Origin of the sequence: Microcystis sp. M079S1 (assembly GCF_020246425.1) — a bacterium.
GTDB classification, from domain to species: Bacteria; Cyanobacteriota; Cyanobacteriia; order Cyanobacteriales; family Microcystaceae; genus Microcystis; species Microcystis aeruginosa.
Genome location: NZ_JADBSZ010000052.1, coordinates 25,263 through 44,967 on the forward strand (window position 1 = coordinate 25,263; position 19,705 = coordinate 44,967).

Sequence of the window (19,705 nt, forward strand, 5' to 3'; positions counted from 1 at the left end):
CTTTCTTTTCACCAATTACTGATTACTGTTTACTGATCGCTAAAAAATCCCCTATATCCTTGATTATTATGTCTCGATTACCTGATGCAGTTTGGATTAATGTTAACCCCAGTTTTCGCCGTTTTGATCGCCCGGTGTTGGATTTTTTAGCCAGGGAAATTGCGATCGCTGATTGGCAATACTGTCAATCTCTTGATCAGCCAGCTTCTCTTGATATTGCCTTGATATTACTACAAGATTACCTGAAACAATGCGATCGACCGCTGCATTTAGTCGGCCACGGCACGGGGGGATTAGTAGGATTACTGTATGCGCGTCGTTATCCAGAAAGGGTGAAATCCTTAACTTTGCTCTCTGTGGGAGTCTATCCGGCGATCGATTGGCAAGCTCATTATTATGTGCTATCAAAATTACTGCCTTGTTCTCGTCAAACTCTGCTCAATCAATCGGTTCACAATCTTTTTGGTCATCAATCCTGCGCTTTAACCCAAGAATATCGCTATCTCTTGGAAGAGGATTTATTATTGTCCCTTTCTCCCCATAATCTCTATCAGAATGCCCATTTCCCCCCGGGGACAGTTCCCGTACCCCTGTTAGTCTGTGGGGGAGATATCGATACGATTATCGATCAGCATTTATTGCAGGGATGGCAACCCTGGTTAAAGTCAGGCGATCGCATTTGGAGTTGTCACAAAGGGCGTTATTTTTTCCACTATTCCCACCCCTACAGCGTCAGTCAAGAGATTTTTAGTTTTTGGCGATCGCTAATCCGACAGGAATTCCTTTCTGAGCAAACTGTAATTATTCCTTAATTGACAAAAATCGAGATTTATGTTAAGGCTAATACCGCTCTTTTGTCCGATCGCGATCTGGATAACGCTGCTGTTCTTTTTTACTGCTCTTTTTCTTGCTGTTGCCCAAGGGCGCCGGCAGTTGCAAAAGCTGCATCGAATTCCCTGTAGTCGCTGTGTTTTTTGTACTGGAGATTATCGCTTGAAATGTGCGGTGCATCCAATGCGCGCTTTTTCGGAAGAGGCACTCGATTGTCGGGATTTTGAGCGAGAAATTCAGGAAAATCAGAAAACGGGTTTCTTGAAGAAACCCGTTTTCTCAGTTTCTTTTCTCGTCATCATAACCTGGATTCTGGCTGTTAAGTCGAGAATATCGTCGGTAATCCCTGTTTTTAAAACGGGGAAACTTCCAGTTTGAGCGGTAAGCTATCAGCGTTGAGCTTGCCGCTAGAGGATTTGAGCGCATTTTTCTCTCAGACATCAGCCCTCCTTTGCTAAAATGATAATCATTATCACTTTAACTGGCAATGGTCAATCAAATTAAGTCCCCCCGAGCAGAAAGCCCCGTTATCGAGGAAGATTCGCAAAAAATCGTAAAAATACGCCATACTTGCGCCCATATCTTAGCGATGGCTGTACAAACTCTCTTTCCTGAAACCAAAGTCGCTATTGGTCCCTGGACAGAAACGGGATTCTACTACGATTTCGATCGCCCAACACCCTTTACCCCCGAAGATTTGGAGAAAATAGCGGCAGAAATGGGGCGAATTATCGAGAAAAACCTGCCAATTATCCGAGAAGTGCTGGAAAGAAGCGAAATTACCGCAGAAATCGAGCGCCTTAATCAACCCTACAAAAAGTTAATTTTAGAGAGAATTCCCCCAGATGAAACCATTACCCGTTATTTTATCGGTAGTCCAGACGCAGGACGGAGCGATCGAGAACCCTCGTTAATTGATGGCGCTGTTTCTCCCCCAGAAGAATTTTGGTGGGATCTGTGTGCGGGACCCCATCTCAACTCGACGGGGGAGATTAACCCAGATGCTTTCGCCTTGGAAAGTGTAGCGGGTGCTTATTGGCAAGGAGATGAAAAACAGCCGCAATTACAGCGAATTTACGGCACAGCTTGGCAAACCCCCGCAGAATTACAAAATTATCTCCAACAAAAAGAAGAAGCGCAGCGACGAGATCATCGCAAATTGGGACAACAATTAAAATTATTTAGCATCCAAGAAGATGCCGGTGGCGGCTTAGTTTTTTGGCATCCCCGGGGTGCAACAATGCGTTATTTAATCGAAGATTATTGGCGCCAAGCTCATTTAGAAGCGGGTTATCAATTTCTTTATACTCCCCATCTAGCTAATTTAGATCTGTGGAAAACTTCTGGACATTGGGACTTTTATCGCGACAATATGTTTGAGGCGATCGAGTTAGAACAGCAAAGCTATCAAATTAAGCCGATGAATTGTCCTTTTCATGTTTTAACCTATCAACATGACCTGCATTCCTATCGAGAATTTCCCCTCAGATGGGCAGAATTAGGCACAGTTTATCGTTACGAGCGATCGGGGGTTTTACACGGATTAATGCGGGTGCGAGGTTTTACTCAAGATGATGCTCATATATTTTGTTTGCCCGAACAAATTGCCGCAGAGATTCTAGGAGTTTTGAACTTAACCGAGAAAATTCTTTCCGATTTTGGCTTTACTAATTATCAGGTAAATTTATCGACTCGCCCCAGTAAATCCGTGGGTAGTGATAGTGTTTGGGAATTGGCAACCGCAGCTTTAATTGAGGCCTTAAATGCTAAAAAATGGGATTATATTGAGGATCAGGGAGGTGGGGCTTTTTATGGTCCTAAAATTGATATAAAAATTCAAGATGCGATCGGTAGAATGTGGCAATGTTCCACGATTCAGGTCGATTTTAACTTGCCAGAACGCTTTGATATGCAATATGTCGCTAGGGATGGTACTCGGGAAAGACCGATTATGATTCATCGAGCTATTTTTGGCTCTTTGGAAAGATTTTTTGGTATTTTAATCGAGAATTATGCAGGAGATTTTCCTCTCTGGTTAGCACCTATTCAAGTCCGTTTATTACCCGTTAGTGATGAACAGCATCATTATGCTTTAGGGGTGGCAATGCAGTTAAAACAAGCTGGTTATCGAGTGGAAATCGATAAAAGTGGTGAGCGTTTAGGTAAACAAATTCGTACAGGAGAACTAGAAAAAATCCCTGTCTTAGCTGTGATTGGAAAACGAGAAGTTAGCAGTAAAACTCTAAGTGTTCGCACTCGACAAGGGGGAGATTTAGGTTCGATGACACTGGCAGATTTATTAGAAAAAATGCAAACGGCGATCCTATCTAAAACTAATCTCTGAAGCTTTTGTATAAACCGGCAATAGTGGAGATCGATCCCTTCCAGGCGAATTTAACAGGGTTGAGAAAAGCCTATTTTCTGCCAATTAATTAACTTACAAGTGGGTTAGCTGCCATGAGTTCTTTGATAATTCCTCTCTCCGATTCCCTCCCTTGCTTGCCTAAATCGGGAATGCCTGTGACGATTATTACTGGTTTTTTAGGGAGTGGAAAAACCACCTTACTAAATCATATTCTTGACAATAAAGAAGGGTTAAAAGTTGCCGTATTAGTCAATGAGTTTGGGGATATTAATATTGATTCTCAATTGCTTGTTTCCATCGATGAAGATATGGTAGAATTGAGTAATGGCTGTATTTGTTGTACGATTAATGATAGTTTAATTGAGACAGTATATCAGGTCTTAGAAAAAGAAATCCCCGTGGACTATCTAATCATTGAAACCACAGGATTAGCCGATCCTTTGCCAATTATCCTCACTTTCTTGGCCACGGAATTAAAATATCTGACTCGCTTAGATTCTATTATTACCCTCGTGGATTCTGAAACCTTTACGGCGGATCATTTTGATAGTAACATTGCCCTTAGTCAAATTCGTTATGGTGACGTGGTAATTCTCAATAAAATAGATCGAGTCAGTGGCAAAAAATTAGATGATTTAGAAAATTTTATTCGTCGAGAGAAACAGGGTATAAGACTCCTAAAAAGTAGTTATGGTCAGGTTCCTTTAGGTTTATTGTTAGATCTAGGTTTAACTAAAGAAGAATTGTATAAAAACCAGTTGAGAGACTTTCAAAAAAATCGCCCAAGCTCCAGTGATAATCAATCTCCTGAAGACTTTAATTTTGTCTCCTTTGTTAGCGATAAACCATTTAATCTAGATAAATTTGAGCCTTTTATTACGGAAAAAATGCCGATAAATGTTTTTCGAGCAAAAGGTATTCTCTGGTTTCAACAAAGCGATTTAAAACATATTTTTCAATTGAGCGGTCTCCGTTACGATCTGCAAGCGGTAGAATGGGATACATCTCCTAAGAATCAGTTAGTTCTTATCGGCAGAAATTTAAATAAAGAGGAAATCTTGACACAACTAAACGAATGCTTGGCCAGTTCTCAAAAAATTAAAAAGGACAAACTAAGTAGGTAGGTGTTAAAAGTTTTCAGACACCCCCCCCTTATTAAGGGGGGATTAAGGGGGGATCGACACCCCCCTTATTAAGGGGGGACTAAGGGGGGATCGGCACCCCCCTTATTAAGGGGGGATTAAGGGGGGATCGAACCTAAAATCCATTTTTAATTTAATTATAACCAGCTACTTATGAATAATTTATGGATAAAAACTTTAAAATTTAACGAACCCTCGATCCCATGGTTTTACATCTCTTTGTTCTCCAAGTTCATTATCGCAAACCCTTGCACTTTACGGAAGCGGCGATCGATTAAGGGAACAATTAAAAACGAGGGGAATTACCTTGGTTGATTTACCCGATGGACAAACCCAATGGTATCCTAGAGAAAAGAGCCATAACCATGATTAATATCCCAAGAAACCGCCAATTTTTCCCAAAATAACCTGGCTAAGTCGAGAGGATTGGTTAAGGAAGATTACTTGCCCCAATCTAACTTATGCTAGAATGATTATCATTACCACAGTAGAGAAGGAGCAGAATGATTATCGTGGTGACGGGGGGTATAGCTGCGGGAAAAACCCATTGGATTCGCCAACAAATCGCCAAACAGACGCAGCCAAGCCTATATTTTAGTCCCCAGACGGAAACTTTTCCCATTGATCACCTCACTTTACAGAGTGACTTTCCCCAGTTGTCCTGTATTTCTAGGGAAGAAGAAGACCTTTTGAGCAGTTTATCGATGGAAAACACGATCTATATGGAAGTACCATGGCATTTAGACACGCAATCCCTCGAAAGCTTTCTAAAACCCCTCAATTGTCATCGGGTAGCGATTACGTCTCCAGAAGCAGAAATCTCCGAAGGACAAGTACCCGTCGATGAAATTGTCTTCAGTCCCGTCAAAACAACCATAAAAGGTGATCAATGGTTAAAAAAACGAGAAATACAGATTTATAGAGCCGTTTTAACGGGAGAAGTCCTCGATTTTTCCAGTTTAACTACCTTTTGGACAGAATTAACCCAAGGGGCCTATGGGGAAGTGCTGCGGGTTAAAAGTATCTTCGATATCATCGATGGTCAGTGTATTTATGGGGAATTTATGGATGAATGGCCAGAAAAAGACTTTCAAAGCTTAAATTTACCCTTAAATCTCGATGGGAGACCGAATCGCTTCAGTGGGATTGAAATCGTCGGTCGCAATCTCGATAAACCCATAATTGCCGATACCCTTAGTGATTGTTGTCTGTCCGATGAGGCACTTTTGTATTATCAACAACAATTTCAAGAATCTTTAGAGCCAGAAATGGAGTTAATCTGATGAAAATAGCCGTTTTATCCTGTATTCATGGCAATATGCCCGCTTTTAATGCTGTTTTGCGAGATTTAGACCAACAGGGTTGTCAAGAAATCTACTGTTTAGGGGATTTAGTTGGGTATGGACCCCATCCTAACCAAGTGGTGGAAAAAATCCGTCAACTGGGGATTACCACGGTACAAGGGTGTTGGGATGAGGATATCGTTGAGGGATTAAATGCCTGTGAGTGCAGTTATCCGTCGCTTTTAGCAGAAAAACGGGGTAGATTAGCTCATGAGTGGACAAATCAAATAATTACCTCGGAAAACCGTAATTATTTGTCAAAACTGCCCGAAATTTTTAAGCTAGATAACCTCTGTTTTGTCCATGGTAGTCCCCAAAGTAACCATGAGTACCTTTTAGCCGAAATGGACGCTTTTACGGCTTTAGAACGGGTTTTATCAGTAGATACAGAGGTTTTATTCTGTGGACATACCCACATCCCCTACATTCGCACTCTCGACGCGGGAAGCTTGCAAATAAAAGTGTATCAACCCGATGGGGAACAGTCGCGGCAATTTACCACACCGGTTAAACGTATCATCAACGTGGGGTCGGTGGGAGAACCGCGTCACGGTCGTCCAAATGCCACCTATGTGATTTACGATCGAGAAACGGCAGCGGTACAACTGCGAGAAGTGGCCTATAACTATCAGGAAACCTGTCAGGCTATTTTAGCATCGGGTTTACCTCCTATTTTCGCTTGGCGATTGGCTAAGGGTCTAGAATATGCGGAAAAAGCCGATGATCCGACTCATGTTTGCGAACGTTAATTTGTGATAAGTCAAGAAATTATGTGGGCGATTTTAAGCGGTATTCAAGGCAATTTACCAGCCTATCAAGCGGTCTTGGAAGATATTCAGCAACGGTCAGTTACTGTAGAAAATTTATATATTTTAGGAGATTTTATCGGTGTTAATCCCGATAGTGAAATGCTAGTAGAACAAATACGTTATCCCACTAAAAATAACTTATATCCGCAGGTTTGTCGGGGATGGTGGGAAGAACAATGTCTAATTTTACACAGTTTGGGAGCCACAGGAGAACCGACGGAATTAATCGATAAACATGGAATTGATAGCACTAAACAACTCTGGGATGCAGTTTCTTTAGAAACAGTGCAATGGTTACGAAATCTCGATTTTGGTTTTGTCGAGTTGGATTGTTTATTAATTCATGGCAGTAGTGTCAGTGTTAGTGAAGAATTAACCCCCGATACTCCCCCATGGCAAATTTTAGATCGACTGCAACGGGTGGGAGTTAATAATCTATTTTGTGGTCGTTCAGGAAAAGTTTTTGATTATTCTTTACAGTCCGCTAATTTAACTAGCACTGTTACTACTTTAGATAAACGGCAACCAAGTCAAACTTTGACGATTCAAGATAAGCGTTTAATTGGGGTTGGTAGCGTTGGTAAAGAATTAAATAAAGCAGTTTACACTCTCTATAATCCCAGTAATAATTGCGTGGAGTTTAGAACCGTACCTTATTAATTTTTCAGAGATTAATTAAATATTAAAGATTAATTTAAGTAGGTAGGTGTTAAAAATTATCAGACACCCCCCTTATCAAGGGGGATCAAGGGGGGATTTATCTTCAATTTAATTATAACCAGCTAGATAACTGAGGTAAGAGACTCTTGCTGACTTGCTTGCAGATGGGATTGAGCGCGAACAGCGCGGAACATCCCAAAACGACATAAACCCGTACCAAAGGCCAAACGCATCAGAAGAATTGTCGGCACTTCTCGGACGGATTTAACCAACCCAGTTAGACCAAATTGCCACCAACCTTGGGGACGAATCACCCCTTGCCAAATGGTATCAATCCAAGAGGGTAGAGTGGCTTTTGTCCAGTCAGCAGTCATCACTTCCCCATCTACCAATCCCGTGGCCGCTAACTGTTCGGCAAAACCTTCGATACTGGCAAAAGCGGGGTGGGACCACTGATCCAAAAGTTGGCGCATTACAGGACTTTCCCAGAAATTGAGCGGTTTTTGACGTTCATCTCGCTGATTCCAGTCCGCTACCACTAGGACTCCCCCCGGCTTAAGAACTCGCAGTAATTCCTGTGCAAAAACGGCTTTGTCCGGCATATGGGGACCGGCTTCGATTGACCAGACCACATCAAAACTCTCGTCGGGAAAAGAAAGGGCCATGGCATCATCGACCAAAAAGCGAGCATTTACATCTGGGGGTGTTAGTTCTTTGGCCCGTGCCACTTGTTTGGGACTAATGGTGATACCGGTAACGGCAAATCCGTAGTCCCGGGCCAGAATGCGACTGCTGCCACCAATACCACAACCGACATCGAGGAGAGTGGCACCGGCGGGTAGTTTATCCAAACCTCCCCAAGAGACCATTTCCGCCACAAAGTCAGCTTTTGCCTGTAGAAAGTCTTTTTTTTCTGGTGGGGAACCGTAGTGACCTAAATGGATGTGTTCGCCCCAATAATATTCTAAAATCCCGTCCTCGGTCCATTGGTCGTAGGAATTGGCCACCGAGTCCGACGATTGGTACTTGCGAGAGGAAACAAAATAGACGACGATAGCGATCGCTAGGAGTAACCCTAAAGATGATGTCAGCAAAAGTATATTCATTAAATGCTGCTGGGCAAACTGATACAAAGCTTAATAACTCTTAAAGATTATACAACCTTGAGGTTCTGCGGTTGAGTGACTTTGGTTCCTCGCCAGAAATTAACTATCCCAGTTGAAAGCGACTGGTAATACAGCAGTTATCTTAATGGTGAGATCACTTCTGTAGTATTAAACTTTTATCTGTTTGTCCCTGTGGAATTGCCCTCAATCCATTCGTAAAAAGCCATAGATTCTGGGGAACAACGGCTGCATCCTCCGCATTTTTCTAGGGAAATCAGGCGAATTCGCCCCTTTTTCAGCAAGCGATCGAGCATAGGACTTAAGGCATCCGCTGACATCCGAAAGTGTCTGGATAAGTCAGACAGAGATGCTTTCTGATTTTTGGCAAGATAAGCCTGTATATCGATTAAAATCATGGTTTATAAGCGAAAAAAATCGAGAAAAGTTGCTTGATTGCGGTGGGTTACGGCGAATCTAAATAATTTGTTAGTTGCCTAGCTTTTTGTCGCCTAACCCACCCTACTTTTAAATTGCCGGACGGTTGATTTTTCGGGGACGGAGATTTTTTAAGGTGAATAAAACCCCGACTACGGTTAAACCCATCAAGACTATCCAAAAGAGAGAAAATCCCGGATGTCGAGAAAAAGTGGCGATTTGATAGAAGGAAGTGGCAACAATATAGGCCATTCCTGTGGTCCAGAGGGCAATAAAAGCAGTCCAACCGGCATTAGTTTCGCGATATACTGCCGATGTGGCCGAAACACAGGGAAAATAGAGCAGAACAAACAACAGATAGGCAAAAGCACCCGCTTGACCATCAAATCTTTTCGCCATTGCCCCAAAGATTCCTAAATCTACCTCTTGCTTCTCGGCAGCCGTTTTTTGATCTTGCAGATCACCAAGATTTAAACCCAAGGGATCAAGTAATTGATTGGGTAATTCCGCTAAATTGGCGGGAATAGTGGCGATAGCTTCCTGAATTTGCCCCCAAAAGTCGAATTTTACCTGTGCTGCCCCCTTATTCGGGTTATCTTCCCCTGCTAGTTGGCTGTAAATTGAGTTTAATGTGCCTACCATTGCTTCTTTGGCAAAAACTCCCGTAAAAATTCCCACCGTTGCCGGCCAATTTTCCGGTTCTAGTCCCATGGGTGAGAAAATAGGAGTTACAGCTTTACTGGTAGCACTTAAAACCGATCGCTCGCTGTCTTGATTACCAAAAGAACCATCAAAACTGACGGAGTTGAGTAATCCCAAAATCATCACCATTAAAACGATAACTCGTCCAGCTTTCCATAAAAACGCTTGCAGACGTTCCCAAGTACGAATTAAAACCCCTTTCAGACGCGGTAGATGATAGGGAGGCAATTCCATAATAAAGTGACTGACTTCTCCCTTGAGTAGGGTTTTTTTCATCACCAATCCCGTCAAAATAGCGGCGAGAATTCCTAAGATATAAAGACCAAAAACGATGTTTTGACCACCTATGGGGAAAAAAGCCGCCGCAAATAGGGCATAAACAGGTAATCTGGCCCCACAGGACATAAAAGGGTTCATCATAATCGTCATTAAACGATCGCGAGAATTTTCTAGGGTTCTGGTGGCCATAATTGCCGGCACATTGCAACCAAATCCCACTAGCATGGGGACAAAGGATTTACCCGGCAATCCCACCAAACGCATCAATCGGTCCATGACGAAGGCTGCCCGGGCCATATAGCCGGAATCCTCTAAAATTGACAAAAAGAGGAACATAAAGCCAATTACGGGGATAAAAGTGGCGACGGTTTGCACACCTCCCCCCGCTCCATCAGCGAGCAGAGCAATTAGCCAACCCGGGGTATGGATTGTTTGTAAAACTTGGGCAAAACCATCGACAAAGATAGTCTGGGCAGTTAAATCGAAGAAATCGATAAAGGCAGCACTAACATTGATTGTAAACAAGAACATTAGGTACATTACGCCCAAAAATATCGGAATTCCTAACCAGCGATCGAGAACAATCCGATCAAGGCGATCAGACATAGTATCATTTATCTGTCCAGTCCGTTGAGTGGCTCCCTGGGTAACTTGTTGAATAAAGCCATAACGAGTATCAGCAATTAAAATATCAAGGTCTTCCCCTAAAACTTGGTGTATTTGTCGTCTATGCTTGACGATAATGCTTAATAGTTCCTGGGAGCGCAATTCTGGGGCGATGCGATCCTCGTATTGCAGTAGGTTTAAAGCAGTCCATCTTGGCTCAACGATCCTTTTACTGCTATGGTCGTTAATGTAGGCAACAATCTCGTTAAGAGCTTCCTCAATTACCGCAGGATAAGCCACATAAGCGGCAGTATGGTTAATATTACCAACTAATTCCCCAATTTTTTGCTTTAATTCTCCGATTCCCTCCCCTTTAACCGCACTAATCGGCACGACAATTGCATCCATGCGAGCGCTTAAGAGTTGCGGATTAACCACAATACCCCTAGTTTTAGCCACATCCATCATATTCAGGGCAATCAACATCGGTAAACGCATCTCCATGATTTGGGTAGTAAGGTAGAGATTGCGCTCTAAATTGGCAGCATCGACGATATTAATCACTAAATCCGCTTCTCCTGACAGCAGATAGTCCCTAGCGACTAATTCATCCATTCCTGTCTCCCCTTCTTCTACATCGAGGGAATAGACTCCGGGTAAATCCACAAGGGTGATATCTTCCCCGTTAACTTGAAATCGTCCCTCTTTGCGATCGACTGTTACTCCTGGCCAGTTGCCAGTGCGTTGATTGGCCCCCGTGAGAGCATTAAAAAGGGTAGTTTTGCCACAGTTAGGATTGCCAATTAAGGCGATAATCGGTTTGACCATAATTAGGATATTGAGTGACGAATAGGCTTAGATGATTAAATTTTGCTTTCTGGGTCTATTTCTTCGACGATTAAAGTGTCTGCCTCCTGTTTTCGCAGACTGAGATGAAATCCCCGCACTCGAATCTCGACGGGATCCCCCAAAGGTGCGACGCGAATGACGGTAAACTCTGTCCCCGGAGTTAATCCCATTGATAACAATTTTCCTTTGTATCCGCGCAATGCTCGGTCATAACCGACAACTTTACCCGCTTTTCCTATGGGTATCTCCCGCAGAAATGTTCTTACTTCAGGTAGGTCTTTTTTGGGTTCCAGTTTTTTCGGTTGACTGTCACTAACGAGGATTTTTTCGGCCATTTCCGCCCCGATACCGATACGATTGTCTTGAATGCCAATTAAAACTGACCCCCTCGGTTGGGAGCTAATTACCTGTAATTGAATGCCGGGGTTTAATCCCATACCTAGGAGTCGATTGATTCCTCCTGTCCCCTGAAATCCCACTAACCAGACGGTTTTTCCCATTTCCACTTGTGCGAGGGGATAGGTGGCTGTTAGCTCAGTACCCATGGTGTTAGTACGTTCTGCTGCTGCCTCTGTACCGCCCCAAGGGGAAAATTGGGCTTTATTTGGCGATTTTTCTGGTTTTTCTGCTTCATTAGGTCTAATTTTATCGTCCATGCTTTTCTTATCTCCAAAGGCAAAGAAGGTCTTTCATTCAAGAGTGATAATAATTCCTTAATAGCTCATCGAGTTTACTTCAGTAGCCAAAGGGTGATAACTGCGCTAATGTCAGCCTCAGTCAACGGTTTTGAAACTGTCTAAGACTTGCGATCGCTAAAATAAATGCTAATTATTCTCAATTACCAGTCTAATCGAAAAGGGGAGACAGAAAAGAAAAATATTTATTTAGGGTCGGCTGAATAATGGTAAAACCCTTTGAAAATAAGGCTTTTGACCTGTTAAAATCCGATGTTAGTGCTGCGAAAATCGGATTGGGACCCCCAAAAACCTGGCATTATCCTCCTTTCAGTACATAAATTAGTACAAAAAGAGAGGGCAACAAAGCCTGAAACGACCGGCTACTGACGACCGGCTACTGACGACCGACTCCTGGCCCCACCAACAAACTTTTTGCCGCAAACCCTACCTAGTGGTCTGCGGCAAAAAGTAGGGGCGAAGCATTCGGGCAATAACCTATCGGTGAAACCGTAGATTTTCTATCCGAATGCTTCGCCCCTACAGGACGCGGGCCGATGAAGACGCCAGGTTTTGAAGCACGATTCTCTCAAAATCTTGCACCTGTGGGAGCAAGAAAAGCCACAAAACCCTTACCATGCCTACATTTCCCTCACCCCCTTCCCTGTCCCAGAGCGTTAGAGGGGAGGGGGTGAGGGCAATTAACCATCTCTGCCATTACTTTTGAAAAATGGGATAATTCGTTGTCAGTATCTCCAAACATTGACTAATGAAACTAAAAACTTGACTAACTATCAATGGCTAACCTATCGCTGAAACCGTAGATTTCCTATCGGAATGTTTCGCCCCTACTTTTTCAGCCAACCCCAATTAGGGTTGGCTGAAAAAGTTTCTCCTGTGGGGACTGACGCAGGTTCGTTCAGCATACCCTAATTAAAAACCGCCCCCAAAGGACGGAGTTTCAAACCGAGAAGCTACGATGCCTCTCCTCATCTTATCTTGACGTTAAGCTCGGTTAGCCATCCTTTTGTCGGCGTTTCATCGCCAGACCTAAGCCACCAACAACCAGCAGTCCAGCAACAGTCCCCGGTTCAGGAATAACCACCTGGGTGAAGGTTTGTGAGAAACTCGTAATGTTGGACGTACCCACAACAGCCATAGAAGTTGGAGTTTTAACCCGGCGAGCTCTGAGGTCTAATGTGTTCGCTACCATAACCGTGGTTACTGCTGGAGCAATCACCATAGTGTCAGTCATCATCGACGTGCCGCTGGAGTCCAACGAGGTATTATTGAAAGCTGCATAACTTGTCGTTCCAGAAGTGGGACCAACAACTGCCGCACCTGTTAGCTTATCTTCCTGTTCAATGATTGGGACATATTCAGCGGACATGAGATCGAACTCGAAATAAACAGTCGCACTCCACGAGACGGCATTACCCGCCGGAAGTGGCGGAGCTATCAGCAGGGCATTATTAACAACAGTGTAATTGAGAGTACTACTACCAGAGACACCAGGAATGTAAGTGCCGGTTGCACTCACTTGAATGTTGCCTTGGGGATCGATCAGAGTATTAGCCGTAGGACTTTTGCTAAAGTCGTAATTCGTCCAGTTCTTGAACACTTTCTCAATTGTGCCATTTCCGTCCTCATCAACTTCGATGAAACCACCGCCAAGGAGCTCGGTGAGTGTACAGAATGAGGTACTTGTACAGCCGGTATAGGTTACCATAGCAGCCGCCTGGGCTGGTGCAGTGGCGAGGCCTAAGGCAGTGGCGACGGCCAGAGCAGCAGCGCTAGGAATGGTAAATCTGAGTAATTTTGTCATCTGTATAGACTCCCACAGAGGTAAAGTGGATGTATAAATGATTATCGCAATGCTAACAGCAAATTTTTCCTTTGTCAACACAGAATTGCCTATTTGTCAAGAGATCACTGAAAAATTGTCAACAGATCACTGAAAAGAGTTTCTCCCCACTTCCCCACTTCCCTAGATCTGATTCATTCTCCGAATCTAATTCTTTGTTTTGTTACCTTTAATCGCTTATGAGGTAAGCAAAGCACGACGTTTTGACAAATTTTCAGCTATTTAGGGTTTGCGGCAAAAAGTAGGGGCGAAGCATTCGGATAGAAAATCTCCGGTTTCACCGATAGGTTATGCCCGAATGCTTCGCCCCTACAGGACGCGATCGCCGCTCAAGTGGCCAGAAAAAGCCAGATCAGCAGTCTCGATTACCTTTAATAGCTGTTCGATGCGGTTTTCCGTCGGGGGGGCCAAACAGGGAAAAACGGCTAAACCGGGGATTTGATTGGCCACCTCGGTGACAGCCACATCAAGGGTGACTAGGGGTAAATTAGCTAGGGTTTGCGACTCGCTCAAGGTTTGCAGATAAGAGTATAAATCTTCTGCGATCGAACTATCGATTAAGATAGCGTCCACCTCCCAGACACCAGCTAAAAGTTCCGCCTGTTCGCAACTATCGGCCTCAATAAAACGATAATTCTCCCGAACTAATTGATTATTCCAAATCCAGCTAAAGGAAGATAAATCGGAGAAATTGGGGGCATAATGGCCGTGTAAACGCAGCAGAGTCGGAGCAGTGCGCCGTTTGCGGCTAGGAATGGGGGAAACGGTCAGATTCAGGCAAGCTTGCAGAGCTGCCGAGGTGATCGGCGGAACCAGAAAACTATCGGCCCCTTGCTGTTGACTGCGGTTGCGCTCGGAATCAGCGGCGGTGACAATAACTTTCATATCTTTGGTTTGGGGATGGGATTTCAGCAGCGTTAACACATCCCAACCGGACAAGAGGGGGAGATTAGGATTGAGAAAAACACAACGGGGTTTTAACTGCCTGGCTTTTTCGATCGCCTCAGTGCCGCTACGAGCGATAATCGCTTTTAATCCCAATTCACTCAAGCGATCGACAAACTGTTCGATCACTTGGGGATTAGCTTCCACCACTAACACCAGACGCTGGGGAGTGGCGGACTCCTGCTCGGCAGCTTGGGGATGAACCGGCAGCAGTAAAGTGAATTGACTGCCTTCCCGGTCCTTGGAGACAAAGGATAGATCGCCACCGTGACAGCGCGCTAATTTTTGGCTGAGGACTAAACCTAAACCGGCACCCTCAAATTGACGGGTGAAAGGACTTTCTAGCTGTTGGAATTTCTGAAAAATCAGATGCTGGGATTCTTCCGGAATACCGATCCCCGTATCCCAGACGGTAAAAGCCAGCCAATTTTCCCAACGATTGACTTTAATGCCGAAATTACCGCCATCAATGGTGAATTTAACCGCATTATCTAACAAATTCACTAACATCTGTTGTAAACGGGCTTCATCGGCCAGGGCATAATCTAACCCTGATTCAATGTCAAGACGATAGCTGCCGGGGAGATCGAGACGTTGGGGATACTTATCGACGATGATATCGTACACCCGTTGACAGAGGCGATCGATTTTGACTCTAGATAAAGTTAATTTTAGTTGTCCTGTCTCCAGGCGGGTTAAATCGAGGAGATCATTGACCAGAGCCATCAACTGGCGACCGCTGCGATAGATTAAATCGGCATATTTGGACTGTCGGGGGTTAAGTTCACCGATTTTTTCTTCCCGCAGCAGATTGGAGAGACCGATCACGGCGGTGAGGGGCGATTTAAACTCATGGCTGACACAGGCGAGAAATTCATCCTTAAGACGATTTAAATGGACTAAATCGGCATTTTTAACCGCTAATTCCTGACAATATTGCTGTTGTTCCGTGATATCGGTAGCCAACAGTAACCACAGTCCCGAAGTTTTCTCGAGCAAGGGATAATTATCCGCCCAATTTAACGGCACGGACAACAGTCGCCAAGTCTTGGCTAAACCCGATGTCACCGTTTCTAGACGCTGGGGAAACAGGGGGGGGGTGGGGGATGGGAGGGTTAAGGGGTCATTAACCAAAGCAAAGGGAAAGTTATCGATATTAGCGGGGAAAGCCGCCCCGATTTGTTGACACCAAGCCTGATTTTGGTATAAAATTCCCGCTTCTGGACTGTAGAGCAGCAGCGGCAGCGGTAATTGTTCCAGAAATTCCAGAGGACGATCGCTGCGGGGGAGGGAATTGCGATCGCTGATGCGGGGCTGCGGGGGAGGATCATCGAGAATCGAGTACCCGAGACAAAATTGGAGAAGTTTGCCCGTGTCTAAGCGTCCTAACAGTTTGCCCTGAGCATCCACTAAAATGGGGACGAAGGCGAGCGCTTCTCCCGTCAGGGTTGCCAGAAACTCACTTACGGCCATGCGAGCGTTAAGAGGGATAATCGGACGCAGCCAACCGCTCAGATCCAGACAGTTGGAGGAGGGGTTTCTGGTTTCGGGGTGCTGTTGTTGATAGAGGAGGTAAGCAATCAGGGTTTGACTCTCAATCAGTCCTAGGGGACAATACCGCTCATCCACCACCACGATCGCTTCTGGATTGCCCGTATTAATTAAATCGCAAAGACTTGCCCGGTCAATAATTAATTCACAGGCAGTGACGGATTGATGAAAGTGATGGAGGCTGAGGGTAACGCTAGGCATGGGGATAATTGGGTGGGCGGTGGCGGTAACTTTAGGGCATAATTAACAAACTGATGGCCAAACTATTAGTAGTCCTAGAACTTGAATCTACCTTGATTATGACGCTCGCTCATCTAGACGACCTCCCCATTGATTACAATTAACTACAATACCCACTGCCAAAAAGCAAAGTTAACTTTAACTTCCCCGATCTGATGGCGAGGGGGTTGTCTTCTCAACAGAGAAAGCCTAACCTAATTGTTTGTTATTTTCTATCTACCTTGCGGGTGAGAAAACGTTGCCTCCGAGACTGACTATTTATGCTTTTGTCCCAACGGACCCACCCTTGACGGGAGTGAGTTCACCTCTGGGGCTGGTTAATTCTTTGACGGCTTTATTGGCTAATGAACGCTATCATCTAACCCTAGGGTCGTCTTCTAGCGAATTACTGGCTAATATCGAGGCACAGAAGGAAAAAATCGATTGTTTGCTGGTGGTCTTTCATCCTTCCCTACAGCCGACTTTTAATCAACTCTACGAAGGGGGGATTTTACTGCCAGTAGTGATCATTGTCGCTGACAAGAACATCACTGCCGAGACGAATGACTCTCCCACCTGTCTCTATCATAGTGCCGAATTACAAATTACCGTCAAGGAATTAGACAGCATCACCTCGGTCATCGACCAAGCGATCGCTCGATTTCTCCATTTAGCTCCTAATTGCTCTTTTTCCGAACCTACCACGATTGTTAACCAACCAAATCCCGTGGAAAATAATCACAGTTTTCTCCTCCTACAACAGCGCCGTTTAGCGGAAAAATTAAAAGAAAGACTCGGCTATTTAGGTGTTTACTACAAACGCAACCCGCAGCTATTCTATCGCAATCTTGCCCCGGCGGAAAAAAACGAATTACTGCGGGAATTAAGAAGAGATTATCGGGAGATTATTTTAAATTACTTCCAACAGGATTATCCGATTAATCAAGCGATCGACGAGTTGGTTAATAATGTCTTTTTTACCGATCTCTCAGTGTCGCAAATTCTGGAAGTTCACATGGAGTTAATGGATGAATTTTCCCAACAGTTAAAATTAGAAGGCAGAAGTGAGGAAATTCTCCTAGATTATCGTCTCGCTCTCATTGATATCCTTGCTCACCTAGGGGAAATGTACCGTCGTTCCATACCTCGCGAGGATATCCCTTATGATTTATTATTGGGAATAGACTAAAATATCCCCAATAAATAGCAATGAACTCATATCCCCAGCCCCTTTGATCCTAACCTATGAGCGTCTTTAAAAAAACCTATGTTTTAAAACTGTACGTCGCCGGGAATACCCCCAACTCCGTGCGCGCCTTGAAAACCCTGAAAAATATCCTAGAAGAGGAATTTCAGGGAGTGTATGCGCTCAAGGTGATTGACGTGCTGAAAAACCCGCAACTAGCGGAGGAAGACAAGATTCTCGCTACTCCTACCCTCGCGAAAGTCCTCCCTCCCCCGGTGCGGAAAATTATCGGTGATTTGTCCGATCGAGAGAAGGTTCTGATCGGTTTAGACTTACTGTACGAGGAAATTCGTGAACGAGAAAATGATAGCTAGTCCTTCGGCAATAGGTGATTAGACGGGTTATATTTATTGAAGGAGAAATGATCGGGGCGTAATCTAGTACGTCTATGGGAAAGTCAAGAGTCAATGGGAATCGAGATGGTATAAAGTATCTAGTCAGGCCTGATATGTTTCTGTGGAAAAATTAGATAAAAATCCTACTCTTTAAATATTCGCTGGATAAATAATGACTCAATCTAACTCTAATAGCCAATTGAATCCACCGATTAAACCGAAAGGTGTTCGCAAAATTAGAACCCTAATTGAAGGTTTTGATGAGATCACTCACGGTGGTTTACCCATGGGGCGAACCACCTTAGTGAGTGGCACTTCTGGCACGGGAAAAACCCTGCTTGCCGTTCAATTTCTCTACCACGGGATCAAGTATTTTGACTATCCGGGACTGTTTGTTACTTTTGAAGAATCTCCCACCGATATTATCCAAAATGCCTATAGTTTTGGTTGGGATTTAGAAGAATTAATTGACCAGGGTAAGTTATTTATTCTCGATGCTTCTCCAGATCCGGAAGGTCAAGAGGTGGTGGGTAGTTTTGATCTTTCGGCCCTGATCGAGCGCATTCAATACGCAATTACCAAATATAAAGCAAAACTGGTATCAATTGACTCTGTAACTGCTGTTTTTCAGCAGTACGAAGCGGTGTCAGTGGTGCGGCGAGAAATTTTTCGGCTCGTGGCCCGGCTAAAATTATTAGGAGTGACTTCAATTATGACCACGGAACGTATCGAAGAATACGGAGCGGTGGCGCGTTTTGGTGTAGAGGAATTTGTCTCTGATAATGTGGTAATTATGCGGAACGTGCTAGAGGGAGAAAGACGACGCAGAACCGCAGAAATCCTCAAATTACGGGGAACAACCCACATGAAGGGGGAATATCCCTTTACTATCACCAATGATGGCATTAATATCTTCCCCCTCGGTGCGATGCGTTTAACTCAGCGCTCCTCTAATGTCCGCATTTCTTCGGGAGTAAAAACCCTCGATGATATGTGTGGGGGCGGTTTTTTCAAGGATTCGATTATTTTGGCTACAGGAGCAACCGGTACGGGTAAAACTCTCTTAGTTAGTAAATTTCTGGAAGAAGGCTGTAGGCGCGGTGAGCGGGCGATTTTGTTCGCTTATGAAGAATCTCGCGCCCAATTGTCCCGAAATGCTTCTTCTTGGGGGATCGATTTTGAGGAGATGGAACGCAAGGGATTATTAAAATTATTGTGTTCTTACCCCGAATCGGCGGGATTAGAAGACCATTTACAGATGATTAAGTCGGAAATCTCGGAATTTAAACCCTCCCGTATTGCCATCGATTCTCTATCGGCGCTCGCGCGGGGGGTGACAAATAATGCTTTTCGGCAATTTGTGATCGGGGTGACAGGATACGCCAAACAGGAGGAAATTACGGGATTTTTCACCAATACCACCGACCAATTTATGGGAGCGCACTCGATCACCGAATCCCATATTTCTACGATTACCGACACGATTTTAATGTTGCAGTATGTGGAAATTCGCGGCGAAATGTCGCGAGCGATTAACGTCTTTAAGATGCGCGGTTCTTGGCACGATAAAGGGATTCGTGAATATACTATCAGTCAGGACGGGGCGGATATCAAGGATTCTTTCCGCAATTACGAGCGGATTATTAGTGGTTCCCCGACTAAAATTAGCGTCGATGAAAAGACTGAATTATCGCGGATTGTTCGCAATGTGCGCGAAAAATTACAGGATGAATAATCGGCAGTT

Annotated in this window: 16 protein-coding genes; 10 read left to right on the plus strand and 6 right to left on the minus strand. The window is 44.3% G+C overall.

Annotation, left to right across the window (positions count from 1 at the left end; genetic code table 11):
- Window positions 1-68 precede the first annotated feature (68 nt).
- From IM456_RS02880 to IM456_RS02910, 7 genes are all read left to right on the plus strand, one after another.
- Window positions 69-812: an alpha/beta hydrolase gene (locus IM456_RS02880; protein ID WP_287692829.1), complete on the plus strand. Its 744-nt coding sequence runs from the start codon at window positions 69-71 to the stop codon at window positions 810-812.
- Between the two features lie 19 nt (window positions 813-831).
- Window positions 832-1,209, plus strand: a complete 378-nt coding sequence (locus tag IM456_RS02885; RefSeq protein ID WP_106908245.1) for a hypothetical protein — start codon at window positions 832-834, stop codon at window positions 1,207-1,209.
- A 109-nt stretch (window positions 1,210-1,318) separates the two neighbouring features.
- Entirely contained in the window at window positions 1,319-3,175 is a 1,857-nt protein-coding gene (gene thrS, locus IM456_RS02890; RefSeq protein ID WP_287692831.1) for a threonine--tRNA ligase, read from the plus strand.
- A gap of 113 nt (window positions 3,176-3,288) precedes the next feature.
- Window positions 3,289-4,320 carry a CobW family GTP-binding protein gene (locus tag IM456_RS02895; protein ID WP_287692832.1) on the plus strand — a complete coding sequence of 344 codons (1,032 nt, stop codon included), beginning with the start codon at window positions 3,289-3,291 and terminating at the stop codon, window positions 4,318-4,320.
- Window positions 4,321-4,841: 521 nt separating this feature from the next.
- The gene (locus IM456_RS02900) at window positions 4,842-5,621 is read left to right on the plus strand and encodes a hypothetical protein (protein ID WP_149987341.1); all 780 of its coding nucleotides are present in this window, start codon (window positions 4,842-4,844) and stop codon (window positions 5,619-5,621) included.
- Entirely contained in the window at window positions 5,621-6,430 is an 810-nt protein-coding gene (locus IM456_RS02905) for a metallophosphoesterase family protein (RefSeq protein WP_149987340.1), read from the plus strand. Before IM456_RS02900 ends, IM456_RS02905 begins: the two co-directional genes overlap by 1 nt.
- Window positions 6,431-6,451: 21 nt before the next feature.
- Entirely contained in the window at window positions 6,452-7,150 is a 699-nt protein-coding gene (locus IM456_RS02910) for a metallophosphoesterase family protein (RefSeq protein WP_002735860.1), read from the plus strand.
- Window positions 7,151-7,272: 122 nt separating this feature from the next.
- Here IM456_RS02910 and IM456_RS02915 read toward each other — a convergent pair whose 3' ends face one another.
- The 6 genes from IM456_RS02915 to IM456_RS02940 all read right to left on the minus strand — a co-directional run bounded on the left by IM456_RS02915 (window position 7,273) and on the right by IM456_RS02940 (window position 16,362).
- Complete coding sequence (locus IM456_RS02915; protein ID WP_287692886.1) at window positions 7,273-8,256, minus strand: methyltransferase domain-containing protein; 984 nt, start codon at window positions 8,254-8,256, stop codon at window positions 7,273-7,275.
- A 176-nt stretch (window positions 8,257-8,432) separates the two neighbouring features.
- Complete coding sequence (locus IM456_RS02920; RefSeq protein WP_149987339.1) at window positions 8,433-8,672, minus strand: FeoC-like transcriptional regulator; 240 nt, start codon at window positions 8,670-8,672, stop codon at window positions 8,433-8,435.
- A gap of 109 nt (window positions 8,673-8,781) precedes the next feature.
- Window positions 8,782-11,106, minus strand: a complete 2,325-nt coding sequence (feoB, locus tag IM456_RS02925; RefSeq protein ID WP_287692835.1) for a Fe(2+) transporter permease subunit FeoB — start codon at window positions 11,104-11,106, stop codon at window positions 8,782-8,784.
- Between the two features lie 35 nt (window positions 11,107-11,141).
- Window positions 11,142-11,783, minus strand: a complete 642-nt coding sequence (locus IM456_RS02930) for a FeoA family protein (RefSeq protein ID WP_149987337.1) — start codon at window positions 11,781-11,783, stop codon at window positions 11,142-11,144.
- A 1,033-nt stretch (window positions 11,784-12,816) separates the two neighbouring features.
- Window positions 12,817-13,707, minus strand: a complete 891-nt coding sequence (locus tag IM456_RS02935; RefSeq protein WP_287692837.1) for a PEP-CTERM sorting domain-containing protein — start codon at window positions 13,705-13,707, stop codon at window positions 12,817-12,819.
- Between the two features lie 267 nt (window positions 13,708-13,974).
- Window positions 13,975-16,362 carry an ATP-binding response regulator gene (locus tag IM456_RS02940; RefSeq protein WP_287692839.1) on the minus strand — a complete coding sequence of 796 codons (2,388 nt, stop codon included), beginning with the start codon at window positions 16,360-16,362 and terminating at the stop codon, window positions 13,975-13,977.
- Between the two features lie 277 nt (window positions 16,363-16,639).
- Here IM456_RS02940 and IM456_RS02945 point away from each other — a divergent pair, with 277 nt between their 5' ends.
- The 3 genes from IM456_RS02945 to kaiC all read left to right on the plus strand — a co-directional run bounded on the left by IM456_RS02945 (window position 16,640) and on the right by kaiC (window position 19,696).
- Window positions 16,640-17,569, plus strand: a complete 930-nt coding sequence (locus IM456_RS02945; protein WP_287692841.1) for a circadian clock protein KaiA — start codon at window positions 16,640-16,642, stop codon at window positions 17,567-17,569.
- A 56-nt stretch (window positions 17,570-17,625) separates the two neighbouring features.
- Window positions 17,626-17,940: a circadian clock protein KaiB gene (gene kaiB, locus IM456_RS02950; protein WP_002733742.1), complete on the plus strand. Its 315-nt coding sequence runs from the start codon at window positions 17,626-17,628 to the stop codon at window positions 17,938-17,940.
- A gap of 193 nt (window positions 17,941-18,133) precedes the next feature.
- The gene (kaiC, locus tag IM456_RS02955; RefSeq protein WP_012266128.1) at window positions 18,134-19,696 is read left to right on the plus strand and encodes a circadian clock protein KaiC; all 1,563 of its coding nucleotides are present in this window, start codon (window positions 18,134-18,136) and stop codon (window positions 19,694-19,696) included.
- Window positions 19,697-19,705 lie beyond the last annotated feature (9 nt).